We start from the raw sequence: 13177 nt of genomic DNA, 5'->3' as shown, positions 1-13177 counted from the left end.
GTTGCTTTCAGTAACTATGTTACTGGCTCAAATGTTCCCGCCACTACATCCCGGCGAAAAATGTCCTCAGCGTTCGACCAGGATTCCGTCCGGATCGCACCAGATCATCGCGCCGGGGCGGATGTCCACGCCGTCGATCTCCAGCGGCACATCGATTGCCCCGGAGCCTTCCTTGGCGCTCTTGCGCGGGTTGCTGCCCAGCGCCTTGACCCCGAGCGGGAGCCCCGCGATCGCGATCCGGTCCCGGATGGCGCCGTTGATCACGACGCCGGCCCAGCCATTCGCGACGGCACTCGCCGCGATCAGGTCCCCCATCAGCGCCGTGCGCAGGGAACCGGCGCCGTCGACCACCAGCACGGAGCCGTTGCCGGGAGTGGCCAGCACGGACTTGACCAGCGCGTTGTCCTCGAAGCACCGGATGGTCCGGACCGGCCCGCGGAAGTGGCTGTGTCCGCCCAGGGACTGGAACTGCAGGGACACGGAGTCCAGCTCCCCGCCGCGCTCATCGTAAAGGTCGGCAGTATTGACGGCGGAAGCGTTCACGGTTTCTCCTCGGATGCAGGGGTGGGCGGCGTGTTCATACCGAGACTCGCACATAGCGAACAGATCTGCCGAGTCCCGATAGTCTGGCTCCGCACTGATACATCTGCCTGATCATCAGTTCCAGGGGGGACCATGAGCATGTCCGATACCACCGCGCCGGCACTCGCCGAACCCGAACGCCGCGTCCGGCCCGTCTGGACCGCGGGGGTGGTGCTGGTCAATGTCGGCATCAACGCGGCGTTCTTCGGCCCGCTCCAGGTGCTCCTCGGCCAGCAGGCGGCGGCCTTCAGTGAACCGGACAAGGAAGCCATCCTGGCCCTCGTGACGGGCGCGGGCGCGGCCGTGTCCCTTGTCGCGAACCCCCTCTTCGGCGCCTTCAGCGACCGGACCACCTCACGCCGGGGCCGCCGGGTTCCGTGGGTGCTCTTCGGCGCCGTCCTGGGCGCCGCGGCACTCATCGCGCTGGCGGGCGCCCCGAGCATCGCCGCCATGACGCTGCTGTGGTGCCTCGTCCAGGCAGGCTGCAACGGCGCGTACGCGGCCATCACCGCGGCCATCCCGGACCGCGTTCCCGTCCCGCAGCGCGGCACTGTGGGTGGACTGGCGGCCATGGGCCAGACGGCAGGAATCCTGGCAGGGGCGGTGATCGCCGCCGCCGTCGCCGGAAACTTCGCCGCGGGGTACTTCGTCTGCGCGGCGGCGCTGCTTGCCGGCGTCGTGCTCTATTTCTTCAAGAACGACGACGTTCCGCTGCCTGCGCAGGCCCGCCCGCCGTTCAGCCTGGCCGGCTTCCTGCGGGGCTTTTGGATTTCCCCGGCCCGCTACCCGGACTTTGCCTGGGCCTGGCTGACGCGCCTGCTGGTGAACATCGGCAACCACATGGTCACCCTTTACCTGCTGTTCTTCCTCAACGACGCCGTCCGGCTCCGCGACACCGAGGGGATAGAGCCCGCGCTGGGGGTCCTGATCCTGACGGGCCTCTATGCGGTCATGGTGATTCTCACCAGCGTGATCGGCGGCCGGCTGAGCGACCGGATGGGCCGCCGGAAGCCGCTGGTCATCATCTCCTCGGCCGTGATCGCCGTGGCCTCCCTCATTCTTGCGTTCGCGCCCACCTGGCCGGGTGCGCTGGTCGGCGCCTCGGTGTTGGGCATCGGCTTTGGCTGCTACCTGGCGGTGGACTTCGCCCTCATCACCCAGGTCCTGCCCACGGCCCTGGACCGCGGCAAGGACCTAGGCGTCATCAACGTCGCCAACTCATTGCCGCAAGTGCTCGCCCCGCTGATCGCGTACCCCTTTGTAGCCTTCTGGGGCGGCTATGTTGCGCTGTATGTGGCGGCCGCCGTGATCGGGCTTCTCGGTGCCGTGTTCGTGGTGAAGATCAAGGGCGTGGACTGAGCCGGCCGCGGCCGGTTCGTGGGGCCGCTGGGGCCCTGCCCGACGGGCCGAATGCCCGGTTTCGTGGCGTATAGTGGACGGCAATTGCCGCGGCAGCGCGGTGGGCGGATGGTGCCCGGCTGCCGAGAAAAACGACTCCCGGAACGCTGCTGATGCCTGACTTTCACTCAGATCTTCCACCGATGGCCCCTCCCCCCACTCTGCCCCGACAACGGCTCCGTTACGTCCGGATCCTCGACGTCGCCGCCGGGTTTGCCCGCAAGGGCTTGGACTCCGTGGTCCTGTCCGAGGTCGCGGCCAAGGCGGATGTGCCCCTGGGGACGCTGTACCGCTACTTTCCCTCCTCCACCCAGCTGGTCCTGGCGCTGTACCGCAAGCAACTGGGCGAACTGCTCGCAGGAAGCTCGGCGGACGGGAAGGTTGCCGCCCAGGCCCTGGCGGGAGTGGTGATGGAGATCTTCCACATGCGCCTGATGCAGCCCGCCGTGGAGCAGTGCCTCAACCGGGCGGTCTACGTCAAGGACACCGACACCACCCGGCTGCTCCGCGAAATCGATGCGACCGCCGAGAAGGCCGTGACGGCCGCGTGCGGCGACGCCGCCGTGGCCCGGGTCCTGCTGTTGACGGTCACGGGGCTGGTCCAGGCCGTACGCTGCCGCAGGCTGTCCCTCTTCGAAGCGGAGGAGGACCTCAAGAAGGCCTGCTCACTGCTGCAGCGAGCCCAGCAAGCCGCGTAACCGGTCTAGACCAGCGGCCCAGAAAAACGTCTTCCTCATGTGATCCGGGTCACTTGATACGATGCGTAAACGTTTAACCACCGTGCAACAGCGCACCGGCCCGGCGTAACCGGGGGAGCGCCCTGTTTAGGATTGCTGGACCGGATCCGGCTGACGCCAGCAATTCCGGGGGCTGCCCTGCCACCACCACTGGTTGCGATGCCCCCGACAGACCAACTTGAGCACCCCTGTGCTTGAGCTTCATGAGCCGTGCGCCCACGGTGAATCCCAGGAGACAAAGACGTGTCCACTGAAACGATCATTCCCGCCGATTCCACTTCCCCGGCCGAGACGGTAACCGTGCTCAGCGACGAGGAAATCTTCGCATCCCACGAGGGCGGCAAGCTGTCGATTTCCAGCACCGTCCCGCTCGCCAGCAAGCGCGACCTCTCCATCGCCTACACGCCCGGCGTCGCCCAGGTCAGCCGCGCCATCCATGCCAACCCCGAGCTCGCCAAGACGCTCACGTGGGCCCAGCGCCTGGTGGTGGTCGTCAGCGACGGCACGGCCGTGCTGGGCCTGGGCAATATCGGCGCCAGCGCCTCGCTGCCCGTGATGGAGGGCAAGTCCGCGCTCTTCAAGGCCTTCGGCGAACTCGACTCCATCCCGTTGGTCCTCAACACCACCGACGTCGACGAAATCGTCGAGACCCTTGTCCGGCTGCGCCCGAGCTTCGGCGCCGTCAACCTCGAGGACATCGCCGCACCGCGCTGCTTCGAACTCGAGGAAAAGCTCATCGAGGCACTGGACTGCCCGGTCATGCACGATGACCAGCACGGAACCGCCGTCGTGGTCCTCGCCGCCCTGACCAACGCCGCCAAGGTGACCGGCCGGACGCTAGAGAGCCTGCGCGTGGTGGTTTCCGGCGCCGGCGCGGCCGGAATCGCCGTCGCCGAAATCCTGCTGACCGCCGGGATCGGCGACGTCGTCCTCCTGGACTCCCGCGGCGCGATCAGCGCCGACCGTGCGGACATCGCCGCCGATCCGGCGAGCAAGAAAGCCGAGCTCGCCGCCCGCAGCAACCCGCGCGGCGTAACCGGCGGCCCGGGAGAGGCGCTGCTCGGCGCCGACGTGTTCGTCGGGGTCTCCTCCGCCAAGCTGGACGAGGAACACCTGAAGCTGATGAACCACAGCTCGATCGTGTTCGCCCTGTCCAACCCGGACCCGGAAGTCCTGCCGGAGGTCGCGAGCAAGTACGCGGCCGTCGTCGCCACCGGGCGCAGCGATTTCCCGAACCAGATCAACAACGTCCTCGCCTTCCCCGGCATCTTCCGCGGAGCCCTCGACGCCGGCGCCCGCCGGATCACGCCGGCCATGAAGCTCGCCGCGGCCCGGGCCATCGCCGAACTGGCCGAGGACGACCTCACCGCCGACTACATCGTGCCCAGCCCGCTTGACCCCCGCGTGGCGCCTGCCGTCTCCGCTGCAGTCGCCGCGGCGGTGGAAGCCGAGTAGACCCGCGCGCAAACGGCGACGGCGGCCCTGCCTGCTGTGGATCTAACTGTGCAGGGCCGCCGTCGCCTGCCTGGTTGGGGAGCGCCGGGGGAGCGCCGGGCCGGGCCTCGCCGCCTAGACTGGGCCCATGAACCCCGAGATTGCCGTGACTGTGCTCTGCGGACTTGCCATCCTGGTGGGCGTGGCCGGGACCATCATCCCCGTGCTGCCCGGCGGCATCCTGATCGGGCTGAGCCTGCTCACCTGGGCGCTGTGGGGCGGCGCCGGAACCACCGGCTGGGTGGTCTTCGGGATTGGGCTGGTGTTCGTCCTGGCCGGCATGGCCGCCGGTGCCGTCCTGACCGGCCGGAAACTCAAGGAACACAGCATCCCGAGCCGTTCCGTGCTGGTGGGCCTGGTGCTGGGCGTGGCCGGCATGTTCGTCATCCCCGTGGTGGGGCTCTTCGTGGGGTTCGCGGCCGGGCTCCTGCTCAGCGAGCTGCTGCGCACGCGGGCGTTCGGCACGGCAGTGGCCTCGAGCTGGGCGGCGCTGAAGGCCACCGGCCTGGGCATGATCGTGGAATTCGGCCTCGCTTGCCTCGCCGCGAGCACCTGGGTGATCGGGCTCTGGGTGGCTTCGGCAGCCTAGCAGCGGCCTGCGGAGCCTATTACCATGAGGGAATGAGCGCCGGACTTGGCGAATCTGCCACCCACATCCCCATCGGCCAAATCCCTGCCGACCTGCTTGCCGCCGGACTGCTTCCCGCCGGGCAGATTGCCGCGGGCCAGACGCCCGCGGGCAGGCGCCGGCCGTACACCGACACCCGCGACCTGACGCCCTACCGCAAGCCCGTGATCCGGACGCCCGTCCGCGGCCTGGCCGGCAACGTGGGCGGCGTGGTGACCGGACTCATGGCGGGCCGGAAGCCCGGGACGCTGGCCGCCGAGGGCGGGGTGCCCCGGCTGGGCAAGGTGGGCGGCCGGACCTCGGCCAGGACCGCGAAGGCCGTGCACGCCGCCATCTTTGGCAGCACCGAGCCGGACCGGCTGATCACCCTGGCCCGCACGTACCCCGGCTGGGCCGGACTCTGCTACCTCATGGCCGGGCTGCTGGCCTACGCCCACGGCGGGCACTTGCGCGCGTCCGAGCTCCTGCAGCATGGCCTCTGCCTCCGGAACGACGCCGACGCCAACCGCTACGCGGCCGTCTACCTGGCCGGCGTGGTCACCAGGGTGGAGGTGGCCGAGCGGATCGAGGTCCCGGTGCTGTTCAGCGAGGAGGCCGTATTCCTTGCCCTGTCCCATTCCTTGCGCGAGACCGGCCAGACGGAGGCGGCGCTTGCCGCGCTGGCCGGCCTCCCGCCGTCGCTGCCGCTGGCCCTGGCCCGCTGTTCGCTCGCCGCCGAGCTGGGACGCGACGTAGAAGTGGTAGCGGACACCGAGGGGCTGCTCAACGCGGACGATCTGTCCGCCGCGCTGCTGCTGGTCCGTGCCCGGTCCCTGCGCCGGCTGCGGTCCTACAGCGCCTCCCGCTCCGCTCTGCAGGAGGTCCTGCGGCGCAGGAAGACGGACTTCACCCTCCGCGGCGACGCGCTGACGGACCGTGCCCTGCTCCTGCTGGACGCTGGCAGAAAGACCTTCGGAGCCCGGGATTGGCAGCGCCGGAAACCGGCCCAGCTTGAGGCCGTGAAGGCCATCCGCAAGGACGCGGAAATGCACGAACTCTGGGACCGCGAATACGGAAAACCTGACGAGAACTGACAGGATTACGTGCCGGATCAGCGCCAAATACACGTAACCACTACTCTTGCGGGCCCCCATGCCGGGGAGTACAAACGAGGCATGAGAGATGCGGTGGAGCGCTGGATGCAGCACTACATCACGGCGTGGACAACGAATGATCCGCAGGACATTCGGGCCCTGTTTACCGAGGACGCCGTCTATGCGACCAGCCCCCAGGAAGCCGAACCGTGGCAGGGCCGGGATGACATCGTGGAGCACTGGATTGCCGGGCGCGATGAGCCGGATGACTGGACGTTTGAGTGGAAACTGCTGGGGGTCGACGGCGGCAGGGCATTCGTGCAGGGCCTGACGACCTACCGCGGCAACAGCCGAAGCTATGACAACCTGTGGATCATCCAGTTGACCGCAGACGGCCGCGCGTCGTCCTTCACCGAGTGGTACATGCAGCGCAAGTAGCGCCAGCGCAGGATTCCCGGGCTTACCCGCGGGACAGCGCTGCGCCGACGGCGGGCACGATCTGTTCTGCGAGCAGCAGGGCACCCAGGACCAACATGATGATCCCGCTGGCCAGTGTCACCTGGCGCGCTGCGCCCGGCCGGGCGTGCAGCAGTTTCCGGGCCAGGAGCGCCACGCAGCTGTAGATGACCGCCACGAGTAGGACGAAGGTCAGTCCGAGCAGCCCTGACTGGACCGGAACCGGCAACGCGGCCTCGGGACTGACGAACTGCGGCACCAGGGCCACGAAGAACAGCAGGCCCTTCGGATTGATCCCGCTGATACCCACGCCCTGGAGGAAGATCCGGAGCTGGCCCGGGGGCGCGGCTGCCGGGGGAGCCGAGGTGCCGGTGCTGAAGCTGGGGCCGTTGAAGCTGGCGCCCCGCCAGGACCGCAGGGTGCTGAATCCCAGCCAGAGCAGGTAAAGGGCGCCCGCAGCCGTCAGCCAGCCGAGCACGCCGGGCAACCCGGCCAGAAGCGCCGCAAGGCCCAGCACCAGGAGCGCCGTGTGGAGGGCGTAGCCGCCGCACAGCCCGGCGACGGCGGGCGCGAAGCTGCGCTGCCTGAGCCCGGCCGCAATCGAGTACGCCCAGTCGACGCCGGGCGTGCACGCCAAGGCGACGGCGACAACCAGGAAGGCGAGGAAAAGCTGGGGGTTCATGGCGGCTCCAGGGGTGCGGCACCCTCGTTGCGGGTACAGAGAAAACTCTAGGCAAAATCGGCCCTGAAGTGTTCGCCTATTTACTGAAGAATCGCGGGCTTTGGGTAAGATAATTGCGTGATCGACAACATTGACAGAAGTATTTTGCGCCACCTCCAGTCGGACGGGCGAATGACTGCCACGGCCCTGGCGGCCAAGGTGGGGCTGACCGTTGCCCCGTGCCACCGCCGGCTGCGCGATCTCGAGGCCGCCGGGATCATCCGGGGCTACCGGGCGGACGTCGATCCCGCCGCCGTGGGACTCGGCTTCGAAGCCATCGTCTTCGTGACGCTGCGCCAGGTGGACCGCTCCACCATGGAGATCTTCGAGAACCGGGTGGCCGACAATCCCAACATCGTGGAGGCCCAGCGGCTCTTCGGCTCACCGGACTATCTGCTCAAGGTCATCGCCGAGGACCTTCCGTCCTACCAGCGTTTCTACGACAGCGAACTGACCTCGCTGCCCGGCGTCGAGCGCCTGACCTCCACCCTGGTCATGAAGAACCTCAAGACCAACGTGGGTCCGCCCGTCTAGGAGGAGGCGTCAGGGATCTTAGGCGCCGAGCAGTCCCGTGGTCCGGTAAGGGATGACCTCGCGCAGGAACATGCTGGTTGAGGTCCGGACGATGCCGGGGCACAGCCGGATTTCCTCGGACACGCGGTAGAGGTCATCCGGGCTTTTGGCCACCACCCGGATCAGGAGATCGGTGTCGCCGGCCGGCGCATGGCATTCGAGCACTTCCGGAATGTTGCGCAGGGCCGCGATCGCCTCGTTGAGGTGGCTCTGGTCCAGTTCCGCGCTCACGGCCGCCGCCACGCCCCGGCCCAGGGCGGACGGCAGGACCCGGCTGCTGTTCGGGCGGAGCGCGCCCGACGCCGACATCCGCTCCAGCCGGGACTGGACCGTTCCGCGGGCCAAGCCCAGCTTCTGCGCCAGCACCATGACCGGCACGCGGGGATCCTCGTCCAGTGCGGCGAGGATCCGCCGGTCCGTCGCGTCGAGCTCCTGCAAAATGACCACTTCCTGTTCACTGCCCCGGCAGGAGTTGATCAGATTGACCACTCCGGCGCGGGTCCGTTGCACCAACTGTAGGGCTTCTGCTCAAATGGTGACAACAAGGGGACGCGGCCACCGCCACGGTCCCGAAGGCTACGGACACCCCGGCACACCACCCGGACCCCGGATGAGGCTCCCGCAAGGAACCCGCCGCTGATTGACTCTTGTTCACGCATCGTCATTCCGCACAACGCACCACCACGCGGCAAGAGCCCCTGAGCTACCGACGTCGGATTCCCGAAGTCATCGGTAGCTGAGGGGCTCTTGTGCTGCCCACGCATAGGCTTATCCCATGACCTCAGCCGGCCGCTTCGCCCCCAGTCCCTCCGGCGAACTGCATGTGGGCAACCTCCGGACCGCCATCCTGGCCTGGCTCTTCGCCCGGTCCACGGCGCGGAAGTTCCTGATGCGGGTGGAGGACCTGGACCGGGCCCGGGCCGGTGCCGAGGCCGGGCAGCTCCGCGACCTCGCCGCGATCGGCGTGGGCTGGGACGGCGGCGTGGTGCGCCAGACGGACCGGGAGCACCTGTACGCCGGGTCGATCGCGCAGCTGGCGGCGGCCGGCCTGACCTACGAGTGCTATTGCACCCGCCGCGAAATCCAGGAAGCCCCGTCCGCGCCGCACGCCCCGCAGGGCGCCTACCCGGGGACCTGCCGGAACCTCACCGACGCCGAGCGCGCCGCCAAGCGGGCTACCCGGCCGCCTGCTGTCCGGCTCCGTTCCACAGTGGCCGAGGTGACGGTCCAGGACGTGCTCCACGGCGGCTACACGGGGGTGGTGGACGACTTCGTGCTCCGGCGCAACGACGGCGTGACCGCCTACAACCTGGCCGTGGTGGTGGACGATGCGGAGCAGGGCATCGACCAGGTGGTCCGCGGCGACGACCTGCTGCCCTCCACGCCCCGGCAGGCGTACCTGGCATCCCTCCTGAATATGCCTGTTCCGGAATATGCGCATGTGCCGCTGGTACTCAACGCCGACGGCGCCCGGCTGGCCAAGCGCGACGGCGCCGTCACCCTCGCCGACCTGGCGCTGGCCAGCGTGACCGCGGACCAGGTCCGGGACATTCTGCTGGCCTCTCTCGGCCTTCCTCCAGGCCGCCTGGAACAGGCGCTTGCCACCTTCGACCCCGTAGCGCTGCCCCGCGATCCCTGGGTGTGGCCCGGGGTGCCCGTAGCCCTCCCGGCAGCCGGCGTCCCGCCCCGAACGGACAGCCGCGGCGCGTAGGCTGGATTCATGACCGAGCCCGCACACCCCCAGCCCCGCTTCACCGTTGAGACAGCCAAGGTCCTGGCCGAGGTGGCCCACAACCGCCAGAAGGACAAGCTCAAGCGGCCCTACCGGGAGCATGTGCTCGCCGTCGGCGATGCCCTGGCGGACTTCGACGACGATATCCGGATCGCCGGGTACCTGCACGACATCGCCGAGGACACCCCGATGACACGGCAGGCGCTGCTGGACATGGGCGTCTCCGAGCGGGCCGTGGACATCATCGAACGGGTCACGAAGCGCCTGCACGAGAACCCGGACGACTACCAGGCCGGCATCCGCTACATCGCCGAGGACCACGACGCCACCCTGGTCAAGATTGCCGACAATGCGCACAATTCATTGCCGGAACGGGTCAAGGCGCTGGCCGAAAAGTGGCCGGACAAGCCCCCGGTCACCCGCTACGACGAGGCCCGCCCGGTGCTCTATGCCGCCGTCCCGGTCGAGGAAACCCGGCAGATCCTGGCCCGGATCAACCCGTGGCTGCTGGCCGAGCTGGACGACATGCTCGACGAGGCGGACGACACCGACTACGAGAACCTCTCCTACGAGGCTGCCTCCGCCGAACCAGAGCCCACCCGGGACTAAGCGTGCGTGCCTACGTCCTCACCCGCTATGGCGGCCCGGACGCCATGGAGCTCCGCGACGTTCCGGCGCCCCAGCCCGGCCCGGGCGATGTCCGGATCAAAGTCTCCGCGGCCGGGCTGAACCCGGTGGACTTCAAATTCCGCCAGGGTGCGCTCCGTCCCATCAGCCGTGTCCGCCTGCCGATCGTCGCAGGCTGTGAAGTCGCCGGGACGGTGGAAGCCGTCGGACCCGGGCCCAGCCGCTTCGCCATTGGGGACCGCGTCTACGCCCGGGTGGATAAGACGCGGCTCGGAGCGTTTGCCGAGCTGGTGTGCGTACAGCAGGAATTCGTGGCCGCCATGCCGGCCTCGCTCGGATTCGCCGACGCCGCCGGGCTGCCGCTGGCCGGACTCACGGCGCTGCAGGCCCTCCGGGATGAACTCGGCGTGGGTCACGGCACCCGGCTCTTCATCTCCGGCGGCGCAGGCGGCGTGGGAACCCTGGCCATCCAGCTCGCCAAGTATTTTGGGGTCGAGGTCACCACCACGGCATCGGTCCGCGGCGAGGCACTGGTCCGGCGGCTGGGGGCGGACCGCGTCGTCGACTACACCCGGGAGAATTTCGCCGAGGTGCTGCACGATTTCGACGCGGTGTTGGACCTGGTCGGCGGGACGACCCTCAGGGATTCCTTCCGCATCCTCAGGCCCGGCGGCCGGGTGGTATCCATCGCCGGCGTTCCGGAGCCCCGCACGGCGACGAAGGACCTGGGTTCGCCGCCGTTGATCACCGCCGCGTTCTGGCTGATGAGCATGGGTATCCGCCGCCGTGCCCGCAGGGCGAAGGCCGGCTACCGCTACCTGTTCATGCACCCCAGCGGGGATGATCTGCGCACGCTGGCGGCGCTGGTCGACGGCGGTCACGTGCAGTCGGTTGTGGACAGGACCTACCCGTTCGAGGAGATCGCGGAGGCCTTTGCTGCGCTCGAACAGGGCCACGCCAAGGGCAAGATCGTCGTCACGCTCTAGGCCGAAGCCGGCGCCGGGACCGCCACAACAGGCCGATGTACACCAGATCAAAGACGCTGCAGAGCAGGCCCACGCCCAGGATCAGGGGTGAGCCGCGGTACCAGCCGAAGACAATCGTGGGCGCGAGGGTGCCGATCCACTTGGCCACGGCGATCAGCAGGGTCTGGCCCCGGGGCCCGCCGCGGGCAACGAACATGGCGATGAACAGCCCGGACATCAGCAGGTTCTGCAGGAAGGCCGCATAGCGGGAAGCGTCGTCCCAGCCGAACTCTGCGACGAAGAGCAGCTGCACGGCGAAGGACGTGACGCCCAGCAGGAGCGCCCAGCCGACGAAGAGCCGCCGCGTCACCCACGCCGGAAGTTCGGAGCGGCCGAACTTCAGGAAGGTGTACACAATCACGACGTCGGCGAGTCCCCACGCGATGTTGAAGACCCCCTGGACGTCAATTCCGGTCGCGACGGACCGGGCGGCGTAGAGGGTCTCCCACGCGAAGTTGAGCCCGAGCGCGGCGGCCGGGATCGCGTAGCTCCTGTCCTTGAAACCGATCCGGATGGCATCGACATAGACCACGCTCCAGGCCAGGCCGCTGACAATCGTGAGAAACAGGATCATGGTCCCTACTCTCGTGCTTGCTGTGTCCACGCATGCGGACACAGCGAGCATATCGAGCGCCGCCGGCTATTTTTTCAGCGATTGCGCAATCTGGGCCATGACGGTGGTGTCCGCCAGGGTGGTGGCGTCGCCGGGCTCGCGGCCTTCGGCGACGTCTTTGAGGAGGCGGCGCATGATTTTTCCGGACCGGGTTTTGGGCAGTTCGGGGACGATGAGGATGGTTTTGGGTTTGGCGATCGGACCGATTTCCTTGCCGACGTGGTTGCGGAGTTCGGTGACGGTGTCCTCGCCGGTGTCGGTGGCGTCCCCGCGGAGGATCACGAAGGCGACGACGGCCTGGCCGGTGGTTTCGTCCGCGGCGCCGACGACGGCGGCTTCGGCGACGGCGGGGTGGGACACCAGCGCGGACTCGATTTCGGCGGTGGAGAGCCGGTGCCCGGAGATGTTCATCACGTCATCGACCCGGCCCAGCAGCCAGATATCGCCGTCCTCGTCCTTCTTGGCGCCGTCGCCGGCGAAGTACATGGTCTCGAAGCGGGACCAGTAGGTCTCCTTGAACCGTTCCGGGTCGCCCCAGATCCCGCGGAGCATGGCCGGCCAGGGTTCGCGGATGACCAGGAAGCCGCCGTGGCCGTTGGGCACGGACGCGCCGGTCTCGTCCACGACGTCCACGGCGATGCCGGGCAGCGGGACCTGGGCGGAGCCGGGCTTGGTCGCGGTGACCCCCGGCAGCGGGGCGATCATCTGCGCCCCGGTTTCGGTCTGCCACCAGGTGTCCACGATCGGGGCGGGGTGTTCTTTGCGTTCGCCGTTGTTGCCGTTGTTGGCCCCGATGGTCTCGCGGTACCACATCCAGGCCTCGGGGTTGATGGGTTCCCCGACCGAGCCCAGGACCCGGATCGAGGACAGGTCGTATTTCGCGGGGATGTCGGTGCCCCACTTCATGAAGGTCCGGATCGCGGTCGGGGCGGTGTAGAGGATGGAGACCCGGTATTTTTCGATGATTTCCCACCAGCGGCCCTGGTGCGGGGAGTCCGGGGTGCCCTCATACATGACCTGGGTGGCGCCGTTGATCAGCGGGGCGTAGGCGACGTAGGAGTGCCCGGTGACCCAGCCGACGTCCGCGGTGCACCAGTACACGTCGGTCTCCGGGTGCAGGTCGAAGACCGCCCTGTGGGTGTAGGCGGTCTGGGTGAGGTAGCCGCCGGTGGTGTGCAGGATGCCCTTGGGCTTTCCGGTCGTCCCGGAGGTGTAGAGGATGAACAAAGGGTGCTCGGCGTCGTGCCCGGCCGCGGTGTGCTCGGCGGAGGCGGCGCCGACGGTGTCGGCCCACCAGTGGTCCCGGCCCTCGTGCCAGTCCACGTCGGCCCCGTTGCGCTTGACCACCACGACGTTCCGCACCGTGTGCCCGGCACCGGCGAGGGCTTCGTCGACGGCGGGTTTGAGCGGGCTGGGCTTGCCGCGGCGGTAGGTGCCGTCGGCGGTGACGACGAGTTTGGCCTCGGCGTCATCGATCCGGGACCGCAGCGCCTCGGCGGAGAAGCCGCCGAAGACCAC

The 13177-nt window shown here is 68.5% G+C and carries 15 protein-coding genes; 10 read left to right on the top strand and 5 right to left on the bottom strand.

Annotation, left to right across the window (positions count from 1 at the left end):
* Window positions 1-66: 66 nt before the first annotated feature.
* Window positions 67-543 carry a ribonuclease E activity regulator RraA gene (gene rraA, locus AB4089_RS20705; protein ID WP_441411153.1) on the bottom strand — a complete coding sequence of 159 codons (477 nt, stop codon included), beginning with the start codon at window positions 541-543 and terminating at the stop codon, window positions 67-69.
* Window positions 544-675: 132 nt separating this feature from the next.
* Between rraA and AB4089_RS20700 the strand changes: the two genes are divergently transcribed.
* The 6 genes from AB4089_RS20700 (at window position 676) to AB4089_RS20675 (ending at window position 6350) form a co-directional block, all read left to right on the top strand.
* Window positions 676-1941 (top strand): MFS transporter, encoded by a 1266-nt coding sequence (locus tag AB4089_RS20700; protein ID WP_441411152.1) that lies wholly within the window; start codon window positions 676-678, stop codon window positions 1939-1941.
* 182 nt (window positions 1942-2123) lie between these two features.
* A complete protein-coding gene (locus AB4089_RS20695) occupies window positions 2124-2678 on the top strand; it encodes a helix-turn-helix domain-containing protein (protein WP_441411151.1) in 555 nt (184 codons plus the stop codon).
* Window positions 2679-2960: 282 nt separating this feature from the next.
* Window positions 2961-4172, top strand: coding sequence for an NAD(P)-dependent malic enzyme (locus AB4089_RS20690; RefSeq protein WP_441411150.1), 1212 nt, complete (start codon window positions 2961-2963; stop codon window positions 4170-4172).
* A gap of 127 nt (window positions 4173-4299) precedes the next feature.
* Complete coding sequence (locus AB4089_RS20685) at window positions 4300-4800, top strand: DUF456 domain-containing protein (RefSeq protein WP_441411149.1); 501 nt, start codon at window positions 4300-4302, stop codon at window positions 4798-4800.
* Window positions 4801-4832: 32 nt separating this feature from the next.
* Complete coding sequence (locus tag AB4089_RS20680) at window positions 4833-5912, top strand: hypothetical protein (RefSeq protein WP_441411148.1); 1080 nt, start codon at window positions 4833-4835, stop codon at window positions 5910-5912.
* 81 nt (window positions 5913-5993) lie between these two features.
* Complete coding sequence (locus tag AB4089_RS20675) at window positions 5994-6350, top strand: nuclear transport factor 2 family protein (protein ID WP_390201276.1); 357 nt, start codon at window positions 5994-5996, stop codon at window positions 6348-6350.
* Between the two features lie 22 nt (window positions 6351-6372).
* On the opposite strand, the gene AB4089_RS20670 is transcribed toward AB4089_RS20675, so the two are convergent.
* Window positions 6373-7050, bottom strand: coding sequence for a LysE family translocator (locus AB4089_RS20670; RefSeq protein ID WP_441411147.1), 678 nt, complete (start codon window positions 7048-7050; stop codon window positions 6373-6375).
* 117 nt (window positions 7051-7167) lie between these two features.
* On the opposite strand from AB4089_RS20670, the gene AB4089_RS20665 reads away from it, so the two are divergent.
* The gene (locus tag AB4089_RS20665) at window positions 7168-7623 is read left to right on the top strand and encodes an Lrp/AsnC family transcriptional regulator (protein ID WP_441411146.1); all 456 of its coding nucleotides are present in this window, start codon (window positions 7168-7170) and stop codon (window positions 7621-7623) included.
* A gap of 18 nt (window positions 7624-7641) precedes the next feature.
* Here the strand turns inward: AB4089_RS20665 and AB4089_RS20660 are convergent, their stop codons facing one another.
* Window positions 7642-8100 carry an Lrp/AsnC family transcriptional regulator gene (locus AB4089_RS20660; protein ID WP_176803545.1) on the bottom strand — a complete coding sequence of 153 codons (459 nt, stop codon included), beginning with the start codon at window positions 8098-8100 and terminating at the stop codon, window positions 7642-7644.
* Window positions 8101-8437: 337 nt separating this feature from the next.
* On the opposite strand from AB4089_RS20660, the gene gluQRS reads away from it, so the two are divergent.
* From gluQRS to AB4089_RS20645, 3 genes are read left to right on the top strand one after another with little or no spacing between them, the layout of a single operon-like run.
* The gene (gene gluQRS / locus AB4089_RS20655) at window positions 8438-9373 is read left to right on the top strand and encodes a tRNA glutamyl-Q(34) synthetase GluQRS (protein ID WP_441411145.1); all 936 of its coding nucleotides are present in this window, start codon (window positions 8438-8440) and stop codon (window positions 9371-9373) included.
* A 9-nt stretch (window positions 9374-9382) separates the two neighbouring features.
* On the top strand, window positions 9383-10003 hold the full coding sequence (locus AB4089_RS20650) for an HD domain-containing protein (RefSeq protein ID WP_441411144.1): 621 nt from the start codon (window positions 9383-9385) through the stop codon (window positions 10001-10003).
* Window positions 10004-10005: 2 nt separating this feature from the next.
* Window positions 10006-11007, top strand: a complete 1002-nt coding sequence (locus AB4089_RS20645) for an NADP-dependent oxidoreductase (protein WP_441411143.1) — start codon at window positions 10006-10008, stop codon at window positions 11005-11007.
* On the opposite strand, the gene AB4089_RS20640 is transcribed toward AB4089_RS20645, so the two are convergent.
* Together AB4089_RS20640 and acs are read right to left on the bottom strand one after the other, a co-directional pair.
* On the bottom strand, window positions 10997-11620 hold the full coding sequence (locus AB4089_RS20640) for a transmembrane-type terpene cyclase (RefSeq protein WP_441411142.1): 624 nt from the start codon (window positions 11618-11620) through the stop codon (window positions 10997-10999). The genes AB4089_RS20645 and AB4089_RS20640 overlap by 11 nt on opposite strands.
* Window positions 11621-11686: 66 nt before the next feature.
* A partial coding sequence (gene acs, locus AB4089_RS20635) for an acetate--CoA ligase (RefSeq protein WP_441411141.1) occupies window positions 11687-13177 on the bottom strand: 1491 nt, incomplete at its 5' end.

It is taken from the genome of Arthrobacter sp. 2MCAF15 (assembly GCF_052115605.1).
In the GTDB taxonomy this organism is placed as follows: Bacteria; Actinomycetota; Actinomycetes; order Actinomycetales; family Micrococcaceae; genus Arthrobacter.
Note: the sequence above shows the minus strand (reverse complement) of the source record. Positions and strands in the feature narration are given on the sequence as shown.